At 73.0% G+C, this 22,148-nt stretch carries 19 protein-coding genes; 10 read left to right on the top strand and 9 right to left on the bottom strand.

Translation table 11 applies throughout. From position 1 onward, the window contains the following. Window positions 1–9: 9 nt before the first annotated feature. From IM697_RS16470 to IM697_RS16485, 4 genes are all read left to right on the top strand, one after another. Window positions 10–1,164: an FUSC family protein gene (locus IM697_RS16470; protein ID WP_407699630.1), complete on the top strand. Its 1,155-nt coding sequence runs from the start codon at window positions 10–12 to the stop codon at window positions 1,162–1,164. Window positions 1,165–1,184: 20 nt separating this feature from the next. Continuing rightward, the gene (locus tag IM697_RS16475) at window positions 1,185–1,925 is read left to right on the top strand and encodes a VOC family protein (protein ID WP_194048436.1); all 741 of its coding nucleotides are present in this window, start codon (window positions 1,185–1,187) and stop codon (window positions 1,923–1,925) included. A gap of 138 nt (window positions 1,926–2,063) precedes the next feature. Next, on the top strand, window positions 2,064–3,227 hold the full coding sequence (locus tag IM697_RS16480) for an exonuclease SbcCD subunit D (protein WP_194048437.1): 1,164 nt from the start codon (window positions 2,064–2,066) through the stop codon (window positions 3,225–3,227). Next, on the top strand, window positions 3,224–6,310 hold the full coding sequence (locus tag IM697_RS16485; RefSeq protein ID WP_194048438.1) for an AAA family ATPase: 3,087 nt from the start codon (window positions 3,224–3,226) through the stop codon (window positions 6,308–6,310). The genes IM697_RS16480 and IM697_RS16485 overlap by 4 nt, the downstream gene beginning before the upstream one ends. A gap of 45 nt (window positions 6,311–6,355) precedes the next feature. Here the strand turns inward: IM697_RS16485 and IM697_RS16490 are convergent, their stop codons facing one another. From IM697_RS16490 to IM697_RS16500, 3 genes are all read right to left on the bottom strand, one after another. Next, window positions 6,356–6,727 carry a hypothetical protein gene (locus tag IM697_RS16490; RefSeq protein ID WP_194048439.1) on the bottom strand — a complete coding sequence of 124 codons (372 nt, stop codon included), beginning with the start codon at window positions 6,725–6,727 and terminating at the stop codon, window positions 6,356–6,358. 125 nt (window positions 6,728–6,852) lie between these two features. After that, window positions 6,853–7,932, bottom strand: coding sequence for an endonuclease/exonuclease/phosphatase family protein (locus IM697_RS16495; protein WP_194048440.1), 1,080 nt, complete (start codon window positions 7,930–7,932; stop codon window positions 6,853–6,855). A 23-nt stretch (window positions 7,933–7,955) separates the two neighbouring features. Continuing rightward, on the bottom strand, window positions 7,956–8,417 hold the full coding sequence (locus IM697_RS16500) for a M15 family metallopeptidase domain-containing protein (protein WP_194049736.1): 462 nt from the start codon (window positions 8,415–8,417) through the stop codon (window positions 7,956–7,958). Window positions 8,418–8,504: 87 nt separating this feature from the next. Here IM697_RS16500 and IM697_RS16505 point away from each other — a divergent pair, with 87 nt between their 5' ends. Together IM697_RS16505 and IM697_RS16510 are read left to right on the top strand one after the other, a co-directional pair. Beyond that, window positions 8,505–9,224: a response regulator transcription factor gene (locus tag IM697_RS16505; RefSeq protein ID WP_194048441.1), complete on the top strand. Its 720-nt coding sequence runs from the start codon at window positions 8,505–8,507 to the stop codon at window positions 9,222–9,224. Next, window positions 9,217–10,326 carry a sensor histidine kinase gene (locus tag IM697_RS16510; RefSeq protein ID WP_194048442.1) on the top strand — a complete coding sequence of 370 codons (1,110 nt, stop codon included), beginning with the start codon at window positions 9,217–9,219 and terminating at the stop codon, window positions 10,324–10,326. The genes IM697_RS16505 and IM697_RS16510 overlap by 8 nt, the downstream gene beginning before the upstream one ends. Here IM697_RS16510 and IM697_RS16515 read toward each other — a convergent pair. After that, window positions 10,320–10,766: an Lrp/AsnC family transcriptional regulator gene (locus IM697_RS16515; protein ID WP_194048443.1), complete on the bottom strand. Its 447-nt coding sequence runs from the start codon at window positions 10,764–10,766 to the stop codon at window positions 10,320–10,322. The genes IM697_RS16510 and IM697_RS16515 overlap by 7 nt on opposite strands. A gap of 94 nt (window positions 10,767–10,860) precedes the next feature. Between IM697_RS16515 and IM697_RS16520 the strand changes: the two genes are divergently transcribed. The 3 genes from IM697_RS16520 to IM697_RS16530 all read left to right on the top strand — a co-directional run bounded on the left by IM697_RS16520 (window position 10,861) and on the right by IM697_RS16530 (window position 12,873). Further along, window positions 10,861–11,385: a rhodanese-like domain-containing protein gene (locus tag IM697_RS16520; RefSeq protein ID WP_194048444.1), complete on the top strand. Its 525-nt coding sequence runs from the start codon at window positions 10,861–10,863 to the stop codon at window positions 11,383–11,385. 57 nt (window positions 11,386–11,442) lie between these two features. Further along, window positions 11,443–11,958, top strand: coding sequence for an immunity 21 family protein (locus tag IM697_RS16525; RefSeq protein WP_194048445.1), 516 nt, complete (start codon window positions 11,443–11,445; stop codon window positions 11,956–11,958). 81 nt (window positions 11,959–12,039) lie between these two features. Beyond that, on the top strand, window positions 12,040–12,873 hold the full coding sequence (locus IM697_RS16530) for an SDR family oxidoreductase (RefSeq protein WP_194048446.1): 834 nt from the start codon (window positions 12,040–12,042) through the stop codon (window positions 12,871–12,873). On the opposite strand, the gene IM697_RS16535 is transcribed toward IM697_RS16530, so the two are convergent. Beyond that, the gene (locus IM697_RS16535) at window positions 12,874–14,562 is read right to left on the bottom strand and encodes a DUF885 domain-containing protein (protein ID WP_194048447.1); all 1,689 of its coding nucleotides are present in this window, start codon (window positions 14,560–14,562) and stop codon (window positions 12,874–12,876) included. 33 nt (window positions 14,563–14,595) lie between these two features. Then, window positions 14,596–15,087 (bottom strand): Lrp/AsnC family transcriptional regulator, encoded by a 492-nt coding sequence (locus tag IM697_RS16540; protein ID WP_194048448.1) that lies wholly within the window; start codon window positions 15,085–15,087, stop codon window positions 14,596–14,598. A 59-nt stretch (window positions 15,088–15,146) separates the two neighbouring features. On the opposite strand from IM697_RS16540, the gene IM697_RS16545 reads away from it, so the two are divergent. Then, window positions 15,147–16,376, top strand: coding sequence for a trans-sulfuration enzyme family protein (locus tag IM697_RS16545; RefSeq protein WP_194048449.1), 1,230 nt, complete (start codon window positions 15,147–15,149; stop codon window positions 16,374–16,376). 12 nt (window positions 16,377–16,388) lie between these two features. Here the strand turns inward: IM697_RS16545 and IM697_RS16550 are convergent, their stop codons facing one another. The 3 genes from IM697_RS16550 to IM697_RS16560 all read right to left on the bottom strand — a co-directional run bounded on the left by IM697_RS16550 (window position 16,389) and on the right by IM697_RS16560 (window position 22,005). Beyond that, window positions 16,389–17,804 carry a GNAT family N-acetyltransferase gene (locus IM697_RS16550; RefSeq protein ID WP_228044700.1) on the bottom strand — a complete coding sequence of 472 codons (1,416 nt, stop codon included), beginning with the start codon at window positions 17,802–17,804 and terminating at the stop codon, window positions 16,389–16,391. Window positions 17,805–17,947: 143 nt separating this feature from the next. Continuing rightward, window positions 17,948–20,608: a DUF7825 domain-containing protein gene (locus IM697_RS16555; protein ID WP_194048451.1), complete on the bottom strand. Its 2,661-nt coding sequence runs from the start codon at window positions 20,606–20,608 to the stop codon at window positions 17,948–17,950. After that, window positions 20,605–22,005, bottom strand: coding sequence for an SWIM zinc finger family protein (locus IM697_RS16560; RefSeq protein WP_194048452.1), 1,401 nt, complete (start codon window positions 22,003–22,005; stop codon window positions 20,605–20,607). The genes IM697_RS16555 and IM697_RS16560 overlap by 4 nt, the downstream gene beginning before the upstream one ends. Window positions 22,006–22,148: the final 143 nt, after the last annotated feature.

A 22,148-nucleotide genomic window follows, 5' to 3' on the forward strand; every position in this document is an offset into this window, starting at 1 on the left:
TGGCATCTCATGCAGGGGATGCGTGAAACGGCGCTGCGCGCCCGACGCCGTGTCGGCACAGCCGGCGAACCGGTCCGGCGGGCATGGGCACGGCCGGGCCCCGAGCGGGACGTGGCGGCGCAGGCCGTCAAGGCGGCTCTGGCGGCGTGTGTGGCGTGGGCGGTGGCCGGCTGGTGGCTGCGGACGCCGTCGGCGTTCGTCGCACCCTGGGTGGCGGTCGTGCTCGTGGAGTCGACGGTGTTCCGGTCGATCGCGCACGGACTGCAGCAGTTGGCGGCCATCGCCACGGGGACGGCGGTGGCCACCGCCGTCGCCCTGACCCTCGATTCCCCGATGGCGGCGATGTTCCTGGTACTGCCGGTGGCGGTGCTGCTGGGCAACTGGCGGCGGCTCGGCAGCCAGGGCGTCCACGCGGCGACGGGCGCCCTGTTCGTCCTCACCACCGCTCCGGTCACGATCGCCGGGTCGGCGATCCGCATCGCGGAGGCCGTGTTCGGTGCGCTGGTGGGCATCGCGGTCAACGCCCTGATCCGGCCTCCGGTGTATCTGCGCGGCACCCGCGCAGCCATCGAGGACGCGGCCCGCGAGGCACAGCAGATCCTGGACGCGGTGGCCGACCGCCTGACCGCCGACACCTGGGACGCCCGGACCGCCGAGGACCTGCACGAACGTGCCCTGCGGCTGTTCCTCCTCGTGGAGCAGGCCCGCTCCGCGGCCGGCTGGAGCCGGGAGAGCCTGCGCGTCAATCCCCGGCGCCGTCGCCACGCCCTCTCCCCTCCGGGCCAGGACTACGACGCCGCGGTCACCGTGCTCGACTACGTGGCCGTCCACACCACGGGCGTCACCCGCGCGGTACTGGAGGCCAGCGACGGCCACCGGCCGGAACCACGACCGGCCCCGGCGGTCACCGAGCCGTACGCGCAGTTCCTGCGCAACAGCGCCCGCGCGATCCGCCTGTACCCCCACAGCCGGTTCGCCCCGGGCGGCCACGACGACCACGCGGACCGGGAACTGCGCGAGGTCGTCGACGACATGGTCCACACACTGAACACCCTGCGACGCAAACTGCCCGGCGGACTGCCCGACGACCCCGACGCACTGGCCGCCCACGGCACCCTGCTCACCCACGCGCGGCGTCTGGCGGAGCAGTTGGTCAGGCGTTGAGGGCTGCGTAGGATCGCCGGATGGCGCTGCGACCCGTGATGGTGAACATCAAGGCTCTCGACCACTCGGCGGTCGGCCGGTTCTGGGCGGAGGCGCTCGGCTGGAGTGCCTACAGCCCCGGCGTGACCACCTACGTCGGACCGGGCGGCGGCCTCGTCTGGCCGGACCCGGTCGCCCTCGGCATCGACGTCGTTCCCGTCCCGGAACCCGGGACGACGACGAAGAACCGGGTGCACCTCGATCTCGCCACCACCTCCGCGGCCCATCAGTCGGAGTTGGTCGAACGCCTGAAGGCTCTCGGCGCGACGCCCGCCGACGTGGGACAGGGCACGGTGCCGTGGACGGTCCTCGCCGACCCCGAGGGCAACGAGTTCTGCGTGCTGGAGCCTCGGGAGATCTACCGGGACACCGGGCCGATCGCCGCGGTGGTGGTCGACTGCGCGGATCCGCGGGCCATGGGCCGGTTCTGGGACGAGGCCCTGGACTGGACCCTGCACGAGGTGACCGACGATCGCGCGGTGCTGCGCTCCGCCAAGGAGGTCGGCCCGTACCTCGAGTTCCTCCGCACGCCCGACGCGAAGACCGCGCCGGACCGCGTCCACCTCGACCTGCTGCCGTACCCCGGTGACGACAAGGCGGCGGAGGCGGCCCGGCTGCGCGCCCTCGGCGCCACCGACCTCGACCTCGGCCAGGGCGACGTCCCGTGGACGTGCCTGGCCGACCCGGAGGGCCACGAGTTCTGCGTCCTCGCGCCGTCCTGACGCCCGGCTCGCGGCACCGGAGCAGGGGACGACATGCGTTAGCGTGGCGGGTGTTGACGGCGAGCCCTGTGCTGGTTCGTGCTGGTCTTGGCGACGCAGTAGGGGTGTGGGGACAAACGTGCAGGGCAGAGCGATTTCATGAGATTTCTGCACACTTCCGACTGGCATCTCGGCCGGGCGTTCCACCGGGTGAACATGCTCGGGGCCCAGGCCGAGTTCATCGGCCACCTCGTCACGACCGTGCGCGAGCGCGGCGCGGACGCGGTGGTCGTGTCGGGGGACGTGTACGACCGGGCGGTGCCGCCGCTCGCCGCGGTCGAACTGTTCGACGACGCCCTGCACCGGCTCGCCGACCTCGGGGTGCCGACGGTGATGATCTCCGGCAACCATGACTCCGCGCGCCGGCTCGGCGTCGGCGCGGGCCTGATCGGCCGTGCGGGCGTCCATCTGCGGACCGAGCCTTCGGCGTGCGGCACACCGGTCGTGCTCCAGGACGACTTCGGCGACGTGGCCTTCTACGGTCTGCCCTATCTCGAACCCGCCCTGGTGAAGGACGAGTTCGGGGTCGACAAGCCCGGGCACGAGGCCGTGCTGGCCGCGGCCATGGAGCGGGTGCGCGCCGACCTCGCCACGCGGCCGCCCGGCACGCGGTCCGTCGTCCTCGCGCACGCCTTCGTCACCGGCGGCGAGGCCAGCGACAGCGAGCGCGACATCACCGTCGGCGGGGTGGCCGCGGTGCCCGCCGGGGTCTTCGACGGCGTCGACTACGCGGCGCTGGGCCATCTGCACGGCTGCCAGACCATCACCGAGCGCGTCCGCTACTCGGGCTCGCCCCTGGCGTACTCCTTCTCGGAGGCCGACCACCGCAAGAGCATGTGGCTCGTCGACCTGGACGCCGACGGCGCGGTCACGGCCGAACGGGTCGACTGCCCGGCGCCGCGCGCGCTGGCCCGGATCCGCGGGACGCTGGAGGAACTGCTCGCCGACCCCGGGCTCACCCGGCACGAGGAGGCGTGGCTCGAGGCGACGCTCACCGACGCCGTGCGCCCCGCGGACCCCATGGCGCGCCTCGCCGAGCGCTTCCCGCACACCCTCAGCCTCGTCTTCGACCCCGAGCGCGCGCCGGACGACCCCGATGTGTCCTATGCGCAGCGGCTCGCGGGCCGCGGCGACCAGCAGATCGCGGAGGACTTCGTGGCGCATGTGCGCGGGGCCGGGCCCGACGAGCACGAGCGGGGCGTGCTGCGGGACGCGTTCGACGCGGTGCGGGCGGACGAGGCCGTGCGGGAGGTGGCGCGGTGAGGCTGCATCGCCTCGACGTGACGGCGTTCGGGCCGTTCGGCGGCACCCAGAGCGTCGACTTCGACGCGCTGTCCCTGGCCGGCCTGTTCCTGCTGCACGGACCGACCGGCGCCGGCAAGACGTCCGTCCTGGACGCCGTGTGCTACGCCCTCTACGGCTCCGTACCGGGCGCCCGGCAGAGCGGCCAGGGCATGGCCCTGCGCAGCGACCACGCCGCGACCGGCACCCGCACCGAGGTCCGCCTCGAACTGACCGTCGCCGGACGCCGGTTGGAGGTCACCCGGCAGCCGCCCTGGGAGCGCCCGAAGAAGCGCGGCTCGGGAACGACGCTCGACAAGGCCCAGAGCTGGCTGCGGGAATACGACGCGCAGGCCCGGACCTGGAAGGACCTCAGCCGCTCGCACCAGGAGATCGGCGAGGAGATCACCCAGCTCCTCGGCATGAGCCGCGAGCAGTTCTGCCAGGTCGTGCTGCTGCCCCAGGGCGACTTCGCCCGCTTCCTGCGCGCCGACGCCGAGGCCCGCGGCAAGCTGCTCGGCCGCCTGTTCGACACCCACCGCTTCGCCGAGGTCGAAAAGCGCCTCGCCGAGCGGCGCCGGGCGGCCGAGTCCCAGGTGCGCGACGGCGACGCCGCCCTGCTGGCCGACGCGCACCGCATGCAGCAGGCGGCGGGGGACGCCATGCCACTGCCCGAGCTCGCACCGGGCGAGCCGGGCCTGGCCGACGCCATCCTGGGCGCCGCGGCCATCGCCCGCAGCACCGCCCGCGAGCAGCTGACGATCGCCCACTGCCGCCTCCTGGCCGCCGAGTCCGCCCAGGCCGGCGCCGAGCGGGCGCTGACCGACGTACGCGAACTGGCCCGGCTGCAACAGAGGTTCGCCGAGGCGCGGGAGCGGGCTCGCATGCTGGAGGAGCGGGCCGGCGCCCATCGGGACGCGCAGGCACGCATGGAGCGGGGGCGCAAGGCCGAGGCCGTGGCACCGGCCCTGGAGCTGCGGGAGGCCGCCGAGGCCGAGCACCGGCGTGCGGCCCTGGCGGAGGACCGTGCGCGTGCGCTGCTGCGGGGCGCCTTTGGCGGGGGAGAGGCGCAGGGCCACGGGGCCGGTGACATTCTCGGCATTGAGCCGACCGAGTCCGAGCCGCGGCCGCATGGCGCGCTCACCGAATCCGGTGCCGCCGGGCTCGCCGCCGCCGCGCGTCGCGTCGCCGAGGAACTGGGCGGGCTGGAGTCGGCCCGTCGCGGGGAGCGACGGCTGGCCGAACTCGTCGCGGAGCGCGAGGAGTTGGACCGCCAGGAGCGTGCGGACGACGACGTCCGACTGGAGGCGCGGGCCTGGCTGGCCGGATGGGAGGAGACCCGGGCGGGGCTCCAGGCCCGTATCGAGTCCGCGCAGGACGCCGCGAACCGTGCCGAACAGCTCGCCGTGCAGCGTGAGCCGGCCCGGCAGCGGCTGGCCGCCGCACGGATGCGCGACCAGCTCGCCGGCGACACCGACGCGGCCGCCCAACAGGCCTCCGAGGCCCAGGACCGGGCGCTGAAGGCCAAGGCGCACTGGCTGGACATCAAGGAACAGCGCCTGAACGGCATCGCCGCCGAACTCGCCGCGCAGCTCAAGGACGACGAACCCTGCGCCGTCTGCGGCGCCGTCGACCACCCCGCACCCGCCCGCAAGGACGTCGGCCACGTCGACCGGGCGGCGGAGGAACGGGCACTGGCCGCCTACCAGCAGGCGGAGGAACGGCACGCCGAGGCCGAACAGCGTCTGGGCGTCGTAAGGGAAGCCCTCGCCGCGGCCACCGCCGAGGCCGGCGACATGCCGACAAGTCGACTCACGGAGACAGTCGAGGAGTTGGAGCGGCGGTACGCGCAGGCCCGCGGGGACGCCACCGCGCTGCACTCCGCCCACGAGGAACTGCGGCGGGCCGAGGCGGAACACGAGCGGCGCACCGCCGCGCATCAGCAGGCGGAGGTGCGGGCCGCCGCCCGGGTCGGGCACCGCGAGCGGCTGGACCGCGAGAAGACCGCCCTGGAAACCGAGTTGGAGCAGGCCCGGGGCACCGCCGACAGCGTGGCCGCGCGGGCCGCGCAGCTGGAGCGCCGGGTCGCGCTGCTCACCGACGCCGCCGACACGGCGCGCGCCGCCGAGGACACCGCCCAGCGGCTCAAGGACGCCGACGCCCGCCTCGCCGACGCCGCCTTCCGCGCCGGCTTCGACACCCCGCAGGCCGCGGCGGCCGCGCTCCTCGACGACGCCGCCCACCGCGATCTACAACGGCGCCTGGACGCCTGGCAGTCGGAGGAGGCCGCCGTACGCGCCGTCCTCGCCGAGGCCGACACCGCGGCCGCCGCCGAGCAGCCGCCCGCCGACCTCGGCGTCGCGGAGCGCACCGCCTCCACCGCGGCCCAGCGGACCCGCGACGCCGCCTCTGCGCGCGACGCCGCCGCCCGCCGCTGCGCCGAACTCGACCGCCTGTCCGCGCGCGTGGGCACCGCGGTGCGCCAACTCGCCCCGCTGCGCACCGAGTACGACCGCGTCGCCCGCCTGGCCGGCCTCGCCGCGGGCACCTCGGCGGACAACGAACGCAAGATGCGCCTGGAGTCATACGTCCTGGCGGCCCGCCTGGAACAGGTCGCCGCCGCCGCGACCGTACGACTGCAACGCATGTCCTCCGGCCGCTATACCCTCGTTCACTCCGACGACCGCACCGGCCGCGGCCGCAGCGGCCTCGGGCTGCACGTCGTCGACGCCTGGACCGGCCGCGAACGGGACACGGCCACACTGTCGGGCGGTGAGACCTTCTTCGCCTCCCTTGCCCTCGCCCTCGGCCTCGCCGACGTCGTCACCGACGAAGCCGGCGGCGTCCGCCTCGACACCCTCTTCATCGACGAGGGCTTCGGCAGCCTCGACGACCAGACCCTCGACGAGGTCCTCGACGTCCTCGACTCCCTGCGTGAACGCGACCGCAGCGTCGGGATCGTCAGCCATGTCGCCGACCTGCGACGGCGGATCCACGCGCAGTTGGAGGTGGTGAAGGGCAGGTCGGGGTCGGTGCTGCGGCAGCGGGACGGGGGAGGCTCGTGAACGTCTCCGCCTCCCGCTGATTTCGCGATCCTGAGTTGTGCGCGGTCACGACAGCAGTATCCGCGTCCCTATCACGGCCAGGATCGTGCAGGCGAGAGTGAACAAGGCCTGTATGACGGTGGTGACCGGCATCCTCAGACGGGCGTGCACGACCGCGCTGGTCGCCGCCACGGTCGGCATGCCCCAGATGACGAGCCACACCGGGACGGGGACGTCGCGGGAGTGCGCGGCCGCGGAGGGGTGCGGCGCCTGTGTGCCCATGCCGACCATGAAGAGCACCATCGCGGCGACGACGACGATGACCGCGTCCGCGATCAGGAACAGCAGGGCGACCACGATGTCGGTCAGCCGGGAAGGGCGTTCGCGGACCTGCGGAGGCGCCGGGGCGTTCTGGTCGTCCTGGGGCGGTGAGGCCATGAGCTGACTGCACCACAGAATGGTCTGTTCGGCATCGTGCGGGACCGGATGGGGATCCGACCGTGACGATCGGTCCCCCGAGCACCGGGGCCGTGGTCATGGGGTGCTGGCTGAAGCTCGCACAATCACCAACTGATCCCGGCCGCCACCGGCAGGTGATCGCTGCCCGTGGCCGGCAGCACCCACGAGCTCTTCGGCTCCACACCCCTGACCAGGATCTGGTCGATCCGCGCCACCGGGAACCGCGCCGGCCAGGTGAAGCCGAAGCCGTCCCCGGCCACCTCCTGGGCCGAGCGCAGCTGGGAGGTGATGTCGGCGAACGCGCGGTCGTCCATGGTGCCGTTCAGGTCGCCGAGCAGCACCACCCGCTTGTTCTGCTCGGCGGCGACGGCCTCCGCGAGCGGCTCCGCGCCGCGGTCGCGGCTGTCGGTCCAGAAGCCTTGCCTGGGGAAGACGCGCACGGATCCCAGGTGGGCCACATACACCGCAAGCGGGCCCTGGTCCGTGGCCACCGTGGCGCGCAGGGCCCGGGCATAGGCCAGCTTGACGTCGGCCGGCTTGGTGTCCGCCAGCGGTCCGTAGTCCGTGTCGATGTCGACCGGCCGGGTGTCCGACAGCGGCAGCTTGCTCCACAGCCCGACCGTGCCGAGCACCGTGTGGTACGGATACGCCTGCGCCAGCTCCTTCTCGTACGTGCCCCGGGCCTGCGAGGCCAGCTCCACCAGAGCCAGCACGTCCGCACCGGACGCGGCGAGGTCGCGGGCGGTGCCGACCGGGTCGGGGTTCTCGGCGCCGACGTTGTGGGTGGCGACGGTGAGGTCGCTGCCGGGGTGGGACTTGTCGCCGAGCAGCCCGCCGAAGAGGCTCAGCCACACCACGACCGGTAGCAGCAGCGCGGCCACCGCGGAGGCGGAGCGGCGCCACAGCGCCCCGGCCAGCAGCACCGGGATGAACACGCCGAACCACGGCAGGAAGGTCTCGACGAGACTGCCGAGGCCCCCGCGGTTCGTGATCTGCCCGTGCAGCAGCAGGAGCAGGCCGAGCAGCAACGCCAGCGCCGCGAGCACCAGGCCGCGCTTCCAGGGCCCCGGCCGGGAGCAGATCAGGATCGCCCGGCGGATGCCCGCGCGCCAGGGAGCGGCGCCGGTGTCTCGGCGGCCGGCACCCTCCTGGCCGGTCTGCTTCGCCGTGTCGACCTGCACCATCGTCTGTCCTCGCGCACGGTCGGTCACTGTTGCGTCCTCGGGTCCTGGGTGGGGTCGGCATACATACGCGGGCAGCCGTGATCGATCGCTTCGGGGCGTAGCTCGTACAGCCATGCCGTCGCATCGGAGTGCCCGAGGTCGACCGCGTCGCCCGAGACGTGAGGGGACGTCTGCGCGGTGGCCACCCATCGGGCGGCCTCGTCCTCGGACCCGTACTGGGAGACCGCCTCGCGGAGGAGCAAAGCCGGATCGAGGTTGGCCACGGCCGGAGTCTCGTCATCGAAGACCGTCACGCCGTCGGGGACGACACCGCCGGACTCTCCGGGCGGCGCCTCGCGGGGCTCTCGGTGAAGGGAATTCAAGGGTGACGCGGTCGATAAGGGCAGGGAGGACGAGGATTTCAGGAGCTGATAGGCGAGGACTGAGGTGATCGATGCCGTGACGACGACCAGGCCGACGGCAAGGAGCCGGTGTATTCGACGCATGCCGCCAGTCAAGGCAGCGTGGTGTTGCCGTCGCGTATGCGGTTTTCGATACGTCGACGATATGCGCCGACTCGTAGCATCGAGGGCATGCGTGTGTTGATTGTCGAGGACGAGCCCTATATGGCGGAGGCCATCCGCGACGGCCTGCGTCTGGAGGCGATCGCAGCCGATATCGCAGGTGACGGCGACACCGCTCTGGAACTGCTCGGCATCAACACCTACGACATCGCCGTCCTCGACCGCGACATCCCCGGTCCGTCCGGTGACGAGGTCGCCAAACGCATCGTCGCCTCCGGCAGCGGCTTGCCGATCCTCATGCTCACCGCGGCCGACCGTCTCGACGACAAGGCCTCGGGGTTCGGACTGGGCGCCGACGACTACCTCACGAAACCCTTCGAACTCCAGGAACTCGCGCTCCGGCTCAGAGCACTCGACCGCAGACGCGCCCACAGCAGGCCTCCCGTGCGAGAGATCGCAGGACTGCGGCTCGACCCGTTCCGCAGAGAGGTCTACCGGGACGGCCGCTACGTGGCGCTGACCAGGAAGCAGTTCGCCGTACTCGAAGTCCTCGTCGCCGCCGAAGGCGGTGTCGTCAGCGCCGAAGAGCTGCTGGAGCGGGCGTGGGACGCGAACGCCGACCCGTTCACCAACGCCGTGCGCATCACCGTCTCGGCCCTGCGCAAGCGGCTCGGCGAACCCTGGATCATCGCCACCGTGCCCGGTGTCGGGTACCGCATCGACACGCAGCCAGAGGCCGGAGACGAGGCCGGAGACAAGGGCGGAGACGAGGGCGGAGACCGTGGATAGGGCGCCTGGGCCGAGCGTCCGCCTCAAGCTCACCCTCAGCTATGCCGGATTCCTCATGCTCGCCGGTGCCCTGCTGCTCGTCGCCGTGGGAGCGTTCCTCCTGCGACAGGGGTGGTGGCAGACCAATGCGGCGGGGGCGGTGAAAGCAACTCCCGGCACCCTCTTCCTGCGCGGCTTCGCCCCGACGGCGGCCGCGGTACTGGTGTTCCTGCTGGTGTTCGGCCTGTTGGGAGGATGGATCCTCGCCGGCCGTATGCTCGCCCCCCTGACCCGGATCACGGACGCCACCCGCACGGCCACGGACGGATCGCTCTCCCACCGCATCCGCCTTCCGGGCCGCAAGGACGAGTTCCGGGAACTCGCCGACGCCTTCGACACGATGCTCACACGGCTTGAAGCGCACGTCGCCGAGCAGCGCAGATTCGCGGCCAACGCCTCGCACGAGCTGCGCACCCCGCTGGCGGTCTCGAAGACGCTTCTCGACGTGGCCCGCACCGATCCGAACCAGGACACCGGCGAACTCATCCAGCGCCTGTACGCCGTCAACACCCGGGCGATCGACCTCACCGAAGCGCTGCTCCTGATCAGCCGCGCCGACCAGCGATCCTTCCCCCGAGAACACGTCGACCTGTCCCTCATGGCGGAAGAAGCCACCGAGACACTCCTGCCCCTCGCGGAGAAGCACGGCGTCACCATCGAGACCAGCGGCGACTTCGCTCCCACGATCGGATCGCAGACGCTCCTGCTTCAGCTCACCACGAACCTCGTGCACAACGCGATCGTCCACAACCTGCCCGAACAGGGCACCGTGTGGGTCCGCACCGGCGTCCGGCCCAGGACCGTGGTGCTCACCGTCGAGAACACCGGTGAGAAGCTCAGCACGCGGCTGGCGTCGACCCTCACCGAACCGTTCCAGCGCGGCACCGAACGCATCCACACCGACCACGCGGGCGTCGGCCTCGGGCTGGCCATCGTCAAGACCATCACCCAGGCACACGACGGAACGCTCACCCTCACCCCGCGCCCCGCCGGCGGGATCCGCATCACCGTGGAACTGCCCAAGGGCGGGTCGGGGTCGCCGCTGCCGCAGCGACGTCACTGACCCAGCGGGCGCCTCGGCAGCGGTGACGAGTAGACCACGCTCGTCGTCACCGAGCCCAGTGTGCCGATCTTGCCGGAGACCTCCTCCAGGTGCCGCATCGAGCGGGCCGTGACCTTGATCACGAAGCAGTCGTCGCCCGTGACGTGGTGGGCCTCCAGGATCTCCGGTGTGGCAGCGACCAGGTCATGGAAGGGCTTGTAGTTGCCGTTGGGGTAGCGCAGGCGGACGAACGCCAGGATCGGGAGTCCGAGTCGCTCGGGGTCCACCACGGCGGCGTACCCCTGGATGACGCCGGCCTCCTCCAGCCGCCGCACCCGCTCCGTGACCGCGCTCGCGGACATGGACACGGCACGTGCCAGCTCGGCGAAGCTGGCGCGGCCCTCGCGCTGGAGGACGTCGAGAATGCGCCAGTCGGTGGCGTCCGGGGAAAACGTGGTCATGGGCGAGGGATAGCAGGGGAATCCCCGGCGGATCAAGGGGAGAGCCGGGGAACGTCCCTTCAGGGAGTGGAGCGGCGACCGTAATTTTGTGGGCATGACACATGCCGCCGCCTCCGCCACCGCCTCCGCCGCGGTCACCGCCCATCCCGCCCATCCCGCCCATCCCGTCCTGCGCGTCGCGCCCGCCCCGCCCGCCGAGGCCGCCGCCCACTTCCGGGCGAGCCTCGCCTTTCACGCCGACGTGTCCGACGTCGCCGCCGCGCTCGCGGCCGGGGGCGATCCGGGGTTCGTCGTCGTGGACTCCCGTTCCACCGAGTCCTGGGACCGGGGCCACATCCCGGGCGCGATCCACCTGCCCACCGCCCTCGTCCCCGAACAGGCCGGGCAACTCCTCGACCGGTCCGTGCCCGTGGTGACGTACTGCTGGGGCCCCGGCTGCAACGGCGCGACCCGCGCCGCCCTCGCCCTCGCCGAACTCGGCTACCAGGTCAAGGAGATGCTCGGCGGCTTCGAGTACTGGGCGCGCGAGGGCTTCGAGTACGAGACCTGGGAGGGGCGCGAGCGGCGCCCCGCCGATCCGCTGACCGCGCCGGTCGACGCGGAGAACTGCGGCTGCTGAGGCCCGGGTTGAACACGGGGCGCTGGTGTGGCCGCCGTGCGTGTAGGTTCTGCTGCCATGGTGAGATACGCGGAGCCGGGCGCGGTGGAGTGGATCGAGTCGGGCGGCGGCCCCCTGATAGCCGTACCGGAGACGGTGCTGCCGTTCTGGGCGGGCGCCGACGGTGACGAGACGGCCTCGGACTACGACCGCGCCTGCGAGGTCGACGGATTCGTCGGACTGCTGCCCGTGGGCGACAGCGCGGCGCTGGTCTTCGGTGACGAGCCCGCCTCGACCTCCTATCTGCCCGACCACGGCACCTTCGTACGGTGGTGCGCGGCCGATTCCGAGGCGGAACTGCTGGCCCGGGTCCCGGCCGCGCTCGCCACCGCGGACTGGGGGCACGAGGTGCGCTGGACGGTGCCGGGCACGGTCGTGCTGTTCGACTCGGCCTGGCCCGGACCGGAGACGGAGCGGACCGAGCATCTGCGGGTGGCCCTGGAGCCGGGGCCGTACGCGGTCCGCGCCGCCCAGGCGCAGCCCGGCCCCGAGACCTGGCTGGGGCTCGTCCAGCTCCGTCGGCTGCCGCACTGACTCGGGGGGCCGCACGGTCGCGGCCCGTCCCCTCGGATAACCAGGTGCGTCGGGCCCGGACGTTCCGCATCATGGTCTGCCATGCCTCGGTTCCAGCACCCCGCCCCCGACGCCCTGCGCCGCGACCCGCTGCCCCTGCGCGGCCGGACCGCCCTGGTCACCGGGGCGAGCAGACGCGCCGGCATCGGTCATGCCGTGGCCCGGCGGCTCGCGGCGTACGGGGCGAGTGTCTATCTGCACCACCATGTGCCGCACGACGCCGCCATGCCCTGGGGCGCCGACCGGCCCGAGGAGGTCGCCGCCTCCGTGCGGGAGGCGCTCGGCGACCCCGCTGCCCAGGTCCTCGCGGGCCCCGGCGACCTCTCCGACCCTGCCGCGCCCGCCGAGCTGGTCGCCACGGCCGCCTCGGCACTCGGCGGACGGCTCGACATCCTGATCGCCAACCATGCGGTCAGCGGCTCCGACGGCACCCTCGACGAGATCGACGCCGCGATGCTCGACACGCACTGGGCCGTCGACACCCGTGCGGTGCTGCTGCTCGTCCAGGCCCATGCCCGGCTGAGGCCGGCCGGGCCCGGCGGACGCGTCGTGATGATGACCTCCGGCCAGGACATCGCCGGCGGCATGCCCGGCGAGATCGCCTACGCCCTCCAGAAGGGCGCTCTCGCCTCGATCACCCGCTCCCTGTCGACGACGCTCATCGAACAGGGCATCACGGTGAACACCGTCAACCCCGGCCCCGTGGACACGGACTACCTGACCGGCGAGGCGTACGAGGCCGTGGCGGCCCGCTTCCCCGCCGGCCGGTGGGGCATGCCCGACGACCCCGCCCGCCTCATCGCCTGGCTGGCGACGGACGAGGCGGGCTGGATCACCGGTGAGGTCATCAACTCCGAGGGCGGGTTCCGGCGTTGATCACAGCGCGGCCAGCTCGTCCACCAGGTCGTCCAGGCCCAGGGAACCCTGGGACAGGGCCGCCATGTGCCACGCCTTGAGGTCGAAGGCGTCGCCGTGCCGCTCGCGCGCCTTCTCGCGGCCCTGCAGCCACGCCCGCTCGCCGAGCTTGTAGCCGATCGCCTGGCCCGGAATCGTCAGATACCGGGTCAGCTCGCTCTCCACGAAGTCCGCCGGACGGCTGCTGTGCGAGCCGAAGAACTCCTGGGCCAGCTCCGGAGTCCAGCGCTCGCCCGGGTGGAAGGGGGAGTCGGCCGGGATCTCCAGCTCCAGGTGCATGCCGATGTCCACGATGACCCGGGCCGCCCGCATCATCTGCGCGTCGAGATAGCCGAGCCGGTGCTCCGGGTCGGTCAGGAAGCCCAGCTCGTCCATGAGCCGCTCCGCGTACAGCGCCCAGCCCTCGGCGTTGGCGCTGACCCCGCCGATGGTGGCCTGGTAGCGGGAGAGGTTCCCGGCGACGTACGTCCACTGCGCGAGCTGGAGGTGATGGCCCGGCACGCCTTCGTGGTACCAGGTCGAGACCAGGTCGTAGACCGGGAACCGGGTCTGCCCCATCGTGGGCAGCCAGGTGCGGCCCGGCCGCGAGAAGTCCTCCGAGGGTGCCGTGTAGTACGGCGCCGCCGCACCGCCGGGCGGGGCGATGCACGACTCCACCTTCCGCACCGGCTCGGCGAGTTCGAAGTGGGTGCCGTCCAGCTTCTCGATCGCCTCGTCCATCAGGCCCTGGAGCCAGTCGCGGACCTCGTCGACGCCCTCGATGTGACGGCCGTGCTCGTCGAGGTGCGCCAGCGCCACCCACGGGGTCGCGGCGCCCGGCAGGATCCTCTCGGCCTCCTTCTTCATCTCCCCGAGGAGTCGGTGGTACTCGGCCCAGCCGTACGCGTACGCCTCGTCCAGGTCGAGGTCGATGCCGTTGAAGTACCGGGCCCAGCGGGCGTAGCGCTCACGGCCCACCGTGTTCGGCGCGCCCTCCACCGCCGGGGCGTACACGTCGCGCATCCAGTCCCGCAGCTCCACCACGGCGGCCGTCGCCGCACGGGCGGCCTCGTCCAGCTCCGCGCGCAGCGCCTCGGGACCGGCCGAGGCGAAGTCCTCGAACCAGCCGCGCCCCTCGCCCGTGTCGGCCCACTCGGTGAGCTGCTCGACGAAGGTGGCGGTCGGGCGCGGCGCCGCGTACAGCTTGCGCTCCAGGCCGAGCGCGAGGGACTCGCGGTAGCCCGCGTACGCGGCCGGCACCCCGCGCAGCCGCTCGGCGATCGCCGCCCAGTCCTCGTCGGTCTGGTTCGGGGTGACCGTGAAGACCTCGCGCACCGAGTGGGCGGGCGTCGCCATGTTGCCGACCGAGCGCAGGCCCTCGTCGGCGTCGTGCACGGCGAGTTCCGCGGTCAGCCGCTCGCGCAGCAGGCGCCCGCACCGGCGCTCGATGTCGCTGTCCGCGCCGGGTCGGCGCTCGGCCTCGTCGAGCCGTGCGAGCGTGGCCCGCTGGAGCCGCGCGAGCGCCTCCTGGCCCGCGGGTGAGAGATCGGGGAGCTTGCTCGCGCTCTCCTGCACGCCGAGGTACGTACCGGTGATCGGGTCGAGGGCGATGAGCTCGTCGACATAGGCGTCGGCGACCTCACGGGGAAGCGGGCTCTTGGTCTCAGACATGCGGTCCATCCTCGTACGAGGGGACACCGTCCGTCACTCGGATTGAGCTGAGGGCGAAGGCGGCAGCAGCGGCCCGCACTCCCACTGCTGGAAGATCAACCGGGTTTCCACCCGGGCGACCTCGCGGCGGGCGGTGAACTCGTCCAGGACCAGCCGTTGCAGATCGGCCATGTCGGCCACCGCGACGTGGACGAGATAGTCGTCGGGACCGGTGAGGTGGAAGACGGTCAACGCCTCCGACAGGGCCCGGATCCGTTCCACGAAGGGCCCCACCAGCTCCCTTCGGTGCGGCCTGACCTGTACCAACAGCAGCGCCTGCAGACCCCGCCCGAGCTTCGCCGGATCGAGCTGGAGCCGGTGGCCGAGGATCACCCCCGAGCGGCGCAGCCGGGTCACCCGGTCGAGGCAGGTCGAGGGCGCGACCCCGACCTGCGCGGCGAGGTCCCGGTAGGTGGTCCGGGCGTCGTTCTGCAGAAGTCCCAACAGCTGGAGATCCACCGTGTCCAGTACGACAGAATCGGCCATGTGCCGAACGTAGCACGGAGTATCCCCACTGGAGCCCGGTCGGTGTTCACTCTTCGGCCATGGACACGCCCCTGGAGACGGACGCGTACGACGCCGTACGCCACACAGCACCCAGAGCACTCGCCACCGAGGCCGTGCACGCCGGCCGCGACGACCTCGCCCGGCAGGGTCTGCACGCCCCGCCGATCGACCTGTCGACGACCTACCCGTCCTACGACAGCCGGGGCGAGGCCGCCCGCATCGACGCCTTCGCCACCACCGGCGCCGAGCCGGACGGCCCGCCCGTCTACGGCCGCCTGGGCAACCCGACCGTCGCCCGCTTCGAGACCGCCCTCGCCCGCCTGGAGGGCACCGAGGCCGCGGTCGCCTTCGCCAGCGGCATGGCCGCGCTGAGCGCGGTCCTGCTCGTACGGGCCTCGATGGGCCTGCGCCACGTCGTCGCCGTACGTCCGCTGTACGGCTGCAGCGACCATCTGCTCACCGCCGGACTGCTGGGCTCGGAGGTGACCTGGACCGACCCGGCCGGGATCGCGGAGGCGCTGCGTGCGGACACCGGCCTGGTGATGGTGGAGTCCCCGGCGAACCCGACCCTCGCCGAACTCGATCTGCGCGCCGTGGCCCACGCCTGCGGCTCGGTGCCGCTGCTCGCGGACAACACCTTCGCCACGCCCGTCCTGCAGCGCCCCGCCGAGCAGGGGGCACGGCTGGTGCTGCACAGCGCCACCAAGTACCTCGGCGGGCACGGGGACGTGATGGCGGGCGTGGTGGCCTGCGACGAGGAGTTCGCCGGGCGGCTGCGGCAGGTGCGGTTCGCCACGGGCGGGGTGCTGCATCCGCTGGCCGGCTATCTGCTGCTGCGGGGCCTTTCGACCCTCCCCGTCCGGGTGCGGGCCGCCTCGGCGAACGCCGCCGAACTCGCCCGCCGCCTCGCCGCCGACCCGCGTGTGACCCGGGTCCACTATCCGCGCATCGGCGGCGCCATGATCGCCTTCGAGGTCGAGGGCGACCCGCACGAGGTCATCGCCGGCGTCCGCCTGATCACCCCCGCCGTTAGCCTCGGCAGCGTCGACACCCTCATCCAGCACCCGGCGTCCATCAGCCACCGCATCGTGGACGCGGACGACAGACGGGGCGCGGGGGTCAGCGACCGGCTGCTGCGGCTGTCGGTGGGCTTGGAGGACGTAGAGGACCTGTGGGCCGATCTCGACCGGGCGCTGCAGCGCCCCGGCAGGGGCGCGGGGAACTGCGCGACCAGCCACAGCGCACCCGCAGCCGCCAGTCGGCCATAGCCCCTACGGCGCTCAGGCCATCCCCAATTCACCCGCGCCAGACAGCCGTTCAGCAACCGGCTCCTCCAGCGACGACGTATCCAGACGAGCCGTGATGACCAGGGTCCCCTCCTCGATCTGATAGTCGAGGGGGAGCCCCAGCCCCCGCATCGCGGCCACCATCCCGGTGTTCGACGCCTGCGTCACCGCGTACACACTCTCGCAGCCGGCGTCCACCGCCATCCCCACCAGCCTGCGGAGCAGCTCCGCGCCGATGCCGTGCCGCTGCCAGGTGTCCTCGACCAGCAGCGCGACCTCGGTCTCGTCACCGTCCCACAGCAGATGGCCGAGCCCGACGATGCGCCCCGACGCGGTCCGCACGGCGAGGGTGCGGCCGAAGCGCGGGCTGAGCAGGTGGTTCAGATAGCGGTCCGCGTCACCGATCGGCCCGTGGTACCGCATCGCGAGCGTCCGCGCCGAGCACCGCTCGTGCATCTCCTTCGCGGCCTGGAGGTCACCGGTGTCCGCCCGGCGCACGGTGATGTCGTTGCCCTGGGGCAGCGTCAGCACGTCCTGGCCGCGCGGCACGCGCGGGCCGAGCCGGGCGTCCAGCTCCACCAGCGCCCTGGCCCGCGCGAACTCGGTCGGCGTGAACGGCAGATACGGCCGCTCCACAGTGATCACGCCACCTTCCGGCGCCCGCAGCCGCATCACGGTGTCCTCGAGGGCCCCTTCCACCGGCACCGGCCCCCGGCCGCCCACCGCGGGCAGCGAGCGGATGGTGCACCGGCCCAGCAACTGCCGCAGCGCCAGCGGCAGTTCCGCCGCGTCCAGGGCGGTGCGGGTGGCCAGGCCCAGCACCCGGGTCGGCGCGTCCACCAGGTCGTGGGCGTCGGCGCGCTCGATCCAGGTGCCGTCACCGCCGGCCTGCGCGACGGCATGGGCGATCTCGGTCGCCGCCAGCCCGCCCGGCGCCCGCAGCAGGAACTCGTCCACCGTGCCCTCGGCCAGCGGATGCGTCTGCAGGCTCAGGATGTCGACCCGCAGTCCGGCCAGCGCCGTGCACAGCGCGGCCAGCGACCCCGGCTCGTCCTGCACCGTCGTCCGCATCCGCCACAGCGCACCTTCCCCGGGCACCGTCGCGGGCGTCTCCGTCACCCGCGTGCGGTCCGAGGGCCCGGCCTGCTCCTCGGGGCGCGGCCGGGCACCGGTATCGCCCGTCGGAGGTGCGTGACCGTGGCGGCGTGACCTCCATGCGTGGAATCCCGTCATCGCCACCAGCAAGGCCGCCGCGGTCAGCAGCAGTGCCGGTCCCTGGGGTCCGTACCCGATCAGGTCCGCCACCGGGTCGGCCACGGCCACCGCCGTCAGGAGCGCGGCGAGTTCGACGACGTTGCGCCGCCAGTGGTGTACCGGACGTCCGTGCTTCGCACGCGTCACATCAGACATGTCTCGACTCATGCATCCACTGTGAAGGAACGGTGTTGCGTGATCACGAACGCATTGTGACCGCGGAGTAAAGAACCCTTATGCCTGGTTTGTAACTTCTTCAACTGTGTGCGACCGGACGACCGGGACGGCGCCGTGTCCCCTCAGGCGGCCACCCCCTCGGCCAGCGCGCTGTGCAGTCGCCGGGCCTGCGCCACGAGCCGTGACGAGCCACGGCGCTCCGCCGTCCCCGCCAGGTGCGGCAGCTCCTCGTGTGCCCCCGTGCGTTCGGCGCACTCCGCGGCGACGGCCAGGAGATCCGCGAGCCCCCGAGCGGGAGCGGCCCTCTCCCCGGTCGCGAGGTCCGCGAGCAGGATGGGCAGGGCGTGCCGGAGCACTCCCCAGACGGTGCCGTGTGCCCCCGTGGCCGCCGCCGTCCGCACCGAATCCACCAGCCGCGACGGCTTCACGGCACCACGTCGCACCAACTGCCCCAGATCCGCGCCCAGTCGGCCCGCGTCCAACTGCCCGCGCGCCGCCAGCACCAGCAGGGCGTCCACTGCGGCGAGCCGATCCTCCGGGTGCCGCGCGCCCAGTCCGTACGCCACGCACAGGTGCACCGCCTCCCCCGCCTCGCCACCCGATTCGGCGAGCTGGGGCAGGATCGCCGCGTCGCCCCGGCTGTCGTCGACGGCGGTCGCCGAAACCTCGCGCAGCATCCTGACCGCCACCAGTTCGCGCTGCTCGGGCAGGACCGCGAGCCAGTGCGGACGTATGCCGTCGCTCCAGTGGTAGCAGCGCCAGCGATCCCGGAAGACGCTCACGGACTGCCCCAACGGGCGGAAGCCGGGCGGGAAGTCACCCTGCAGCTCGGCCATCTCCCCGGACTCGACGAGTATGCGGTTCCCCGATGTCCGCCGCCGGTACTCCGGCACGGCGGGACCGTCGGCGGCCAGCCACTGGGCGAGACGCGTCCCCTCCACCGTGCCCAGCGCCGCCGCGCGCCCCGCGGCCGCCTCGGCCACCGCACGCTCACCGCGCCGCACCCGCAGCAGCGCCTGCGCGAAGTCGGCCGCCGCCACCCGTGCCTGGAGGCGCCGGTACGTGCCGAGCCGTGCCACCAGCTCGTCCGGCTCCAGCAGCCCCGTGCCCCAGGTGGGCGTGGACAGCAGGAACGGCAGCGGCTCGGTGCGGATGCGGTACGCCACCTCCCATATGCGGGCCTCGAAGGCCCGGGTGAGCGGGCTGTGACCGCAGTCGCCGGTGACGGTGCCGCGTTGCAGGGCGTTGTGGAGCGTGCTGGTGAGCACCTTCCCGCGCAGTGTCGCCAGCAGCAGCTCCAGACCGTGCGCCGGGCTGATCAGACCGTGGTGTCTGGTGAAGTAGTCGTCCGTGCTGTACCCGTACTGCGGATTCGCGTCGTCCCACCAGCGCTGCGCGACGACGGGCCCAAGCGCCTCCAGCAGCGCCTCCCGGTCCAGGCATGCGTGCCGGACGAGTCCGTCCAGAGCCCGCTCGAACGCCGCCACGTCACCACCGGACGCGAGCAGAGCCCCGACCTCTTCGGCCAGTTCCGTCGCCGACTCGGGCGCGGGCGCCACACGCACCGGCTCGGGCGCGGGCGGCAGGACCTCCTCGTAAGGCTCCGGATCCGACGCGGCGGGGGACACCCCCAGACTCTGGGCCGCCCGCCTGCGAAGCGCCGGGATCAACTGGTCGGCGGCCGCGACGAGTTCCTCCAGCACCTCGGCGGCGGTGACCTTGCGGACATGCCGCTCCACCAGCTTCAGCGCCCGCTCCTGCACCTCCGAGTCCTCGTGCCCGAAGGCCTGCGCGGCGGCCGGCAGCAGCTCCTCGGCGGTGGACGGGTCGCGGGCGATCACCTTGCCCAGCAGGACCAGCTGGGCGCGCACGAGCTTCTTCTCGGCGCGGAACAGGACCGCGCCGGACATCTCGACGAGCTGATGCGAGGTCAGTTCGCCGTCCAGGGCCAGCGACGCCAGCACCGACTGCGCGTGCGCGGCCACGACGGAGGCGGCGTCGGCGGCCAGCGCCAGCCAGTCGGCCGTGTGCGCCCGCTCCTCGTCGTGGGTGAGGCCGAGCGCCCGGAGCATGCGCAGGAACACCCGGTGGTCGGCCGTCGGACCGCCCCGCAGCAGCCGGGCCAGACAGGCACCGACCGTCGCCTCGCGATCCAGGGCGCCCTCGGCCGTGAGCCGGGCGAACGCCTCGGTCCAGCTGTCGGGACCCTCGGTGGCGGTCCACGCCAGCCGGCTGCCGATGTCGTTCGTCTCGAAGAGCGCGGCGGCGAGCTGCGTGAGGTGCGGGTCCTTGCGCAGCCGGGCCATGACCGTGTCGCCGCGCTGCCAGACGTGACCGATGTGGTCCACCCAGCCATGGACGTAGGCCTCCGTCGTCGGCACCTCACAGCCGGAGAGCCGCACCAGGCCCGCCATCAGCTCATACGGCACCTGCGCGGTCGGCGGCCGCCGCGCGATCCGGTGCGCCACATCGCCGAGCCAGGCCGGGGCCCGGTCACCCAGGACGTCGATCAGCACGCCCGGAGACGCCGGCCACCAGCGCATGTCGGCGGCGGCGAGCCAGCTCGCCACCCCGGCCGCACCGGTCTGGCACGCGGCCCCCGCCGCATGCAGGGCCGGATAGGCCTGGCGGGCCTCGGCGGTCCACTGATCCGCCCTCAGCTCCTTGCGCAGCGCCTTCAACTCCGGGAAGGACGACCGCCGTTCGATATCCGTCATCCCGTCCAGCAGACTCACCACCTCGGCCGTCCGCCCCGCCCGCACCGCGTCCATCAGTGAACTCATCGCGCATCCCCCTCGACCACTGCCATGTCCCCTCCCGCGGCGGCGACACCGCGCCGCACCATCCGCACCGCCAGCGCGTGCTTGCACGGCCCGCGCCCGCCCCGGTACTTCGCCCACCACAGACAGCTGCAGCTCAGCACCCCCGACTCGTCGCGCACCCGGTGCACATGCCCGTCCTCGGCCGTCACCGTGCCGACCGCGCCGTCCAGCGCGACCGCGCCCGCCGCCACCAGGGCCCGGGCCGAGCGCAGCCGAGGGTTGTGGCGCTCGGCGCGCTCGGCGTCGTACGGCAGCTCACGGTGGAAGTAGGCCGCCTCCGCCGTGTCGTAGCCGACCCGCCCCGACGTGCCCAGGCGGACCAGGGCCGCGCGTACGCGCTCGGACGTGAGCCCCGAGGCCGCGGCCAGGTCGGCGACGTCGACACGGGGTTCCCACGCGAGGAGCACCGCGATCAGCTCCGCGTCCTCGGCGGCCTCGTCGGTCGCGAGCGCGTCGAGGACGCCGCCCTCACCGGAGAAGCCGCGCGAGGCGTCGGGCGACAGGGTCAGCGTCAGCCGCATGCCCGGCAGGACCGCCTCCCACGCGCTCGCCGTGCCGGCCGCACCGCCGGTGACCGCGGGACCGTACACCCGCAGGGCCGTGGCATGACGCAGCACCCGCTGCAGCGCGACCAGCCGCTCCGGGCCCGGCAGACACACCGCGCCGGGCACCGCGCGCGTGGTCGGCCGCAGCCCGCTCCCCGACGGCACCACCCACCGCGGGCCGCCCCGGGTCCCGGCGCGCGGCAGCGCCCGCAGGAACCGCACCGCCTCGGCGGCCGGCAGCTCGGCCCGCAGATCGAACCCGGCCGCTGTCACCTGCGCCTCCGCGAAGCCCCGCAGCCAGCGGTCCGGAAGCGGCACCTTCTTCTCCACGACCGGACCGTCCAGCGTGGTCACGGCCAACTCCTCGGGACCCACCCGCATATGGAGCGGATCGTCCGAGCCGATCCTGGACAGCGCCTCGCGCAGCGGGTTGTTGACGTCGACGTTCGTCGTGCCGTGCCCCACCTCGCCGCCGTCCAGGCCCGCCTCCATTACGTCCAGCCGGGCGTACACCCCGCAGCAGCCGGAGAACGACTCGAAGCGCAGCCGGTCGCCGTTGCCCGTCACCACCGGATCCAGCGAGGCGCGCAGCTGCCGCTGGTAGTACCGGGCGGCCGCCACGTCGGCCACCGCGAGCAGTGCCGCCGAGGCTACCTGAGGAGACGTCAGAAAGCCCGCGAAGAACCGCGGATGGTCCCGCACTCCCGAGGGCGTCGCACCCCTCGAAGTCTCCAGCCCCAGCCGCTGTCCGCCCGCTGCGGACTCCAGCACGGAGGGTCGCCGATAGGCCACGGCCTGCAAAGATCGCGTCATGGAAAAACCGTAGAGGCGGCCACTGACAATCGGCCTTGACCTGCGAAAACGCCTCGACAGCGGGCCAGTTGGCCGGGTACCGGCTCCGACGCGACAGTGCCGCGCACCCGGGGATGACTCGGGTGCGCGGCACTGCCCTGAGC

The organism is Streptomyces ferrugineus, assembly GCF_015160855.1.
GTDB classification, from domain to species: Bacteria; Actinomycetota; Actinomycetes; order Streptomycetales; family Streptomycetaceae; genus Streptomyces; species Streptomyces ferrugineus.

Bases quoted from the DNA above. Each gene is read 5' to 3' on its own strand.
- IM697_RS16470 (WP_407699630.1), top strand. From the start codon at position 10: ATGCAGGGGATGCGTGAAACGGCGCTGCGCGCCCGACGCCGTGTCGGC.
- IM697_RS16475 (WP_194048436.1), top strand. From the start codon at position 1,185: ATGGCGCTGCGACCCGTGATGGTGAACATCAAGGCTCTCGACCACTCG.
- IM697_RS16480 (WP_194048437.1), top strand. From the start codon at position 2,064: ATGAGATTTCTGCACACTTCCGACTGGCATCTCGGCCGGGCGTTCCAC.
- IM697_RS16490 (WP_194048439.1), bottom strand. From the start codon at position 6,727: ATGGCCTCACCGCCCCAGGACGACCAGAACGCCCCGGCGCCTCCGCAG.
- IM697_RS16495 (WP_194048440.1), bottom strand. From the start codon at position 7,932: ATGGTGCAGGTCGACACGGCGAAGCAGACCGGCCAGGAGGGTGCCGGC.
- IM697_RS16500 (WP_194049736.1), bottom strand. From the start codon at position 8,417: ATGCGTCGAATACACCGGCTCCTTGCCGTCGGCCTGGTCGTCGTCACG.
- IM697_RS16505 (WP_194048441.1), top strand. From the start codon at position 8,505: ATGCGTGTGTTGATTGTCGAGGACGAGCCCTATATGGCGGAGGCCATC.
- IM697_RS16515 (WP_194048443.1), bottom strand. From the start codon at position 10,766: ATGACCACGTTTTCCCCGGACGCCACCGACTGGCGCATTCTCGACGTC.
- IM697_RS16520 (WP_194048444.1), top strand. From the start codon at position 10,861: ATGACACATGCCGCCGCCTCCGCCACCGCCTCCGCCGCGGTCACCGCC.
- IM697_RS16525 (WP_194048445.1), top strand. From the start codon at position 11,443: ATGGTGAGATACGCGGAGCCGGGCGCGGTGGAGTGGATCGAGTCGGGC.
- IM697_RS16530 (WP_194048446.1), top strand. From the start codon at position 12,040: ATGCCTCGGTTCCAGCACCCCGCCCCCGACGCCCTGCGCCGCGACCCG.
- IM697_RS16535 (WP_194048447.1), bottom strand. From the start codon at position 14,562: ATGTCTGAGACCAAGAGCCCGCTTCCCCGTGAGGTCGCCGACGCCTAT.
- IM697_RS16540 (WP_194048448.1), bottom strand. From the start codon at position 15,087: ATGGCCGATTCTGTCGTACTGGACACGGTGGATCTCCAGCTGTTGGGA.
- IM697_RS16545 (WP_194048449.1), top strand. From the start codon at position 15,147: ATGGACACGCCCCTGGAGACGGACGCGTACGACGCCGTACGCCACACA.
- IM697_RS16550 (WP_228044700.1), bottom strand. From the start codon at position 17,804: ATGTCTGATGTGACGCGTGCGAAGCACGGACGTCCGGTACACCACTGG.
- IM697_RS16555 (WP_194048451.1), bottom strand. From the start codon at position 20,608: ATGAGTTCACTGATGGACGCGGTGCGGGCGGGGCGGACGGCCGAGGTG.
- IM697_RS16560 (WP_194048452.1), bottom strand. From the start codon at position 22,005: ATGACGCGATCTTTGCAGGCCGTGGCCTATCGGCGACCCTCCGTGCTG.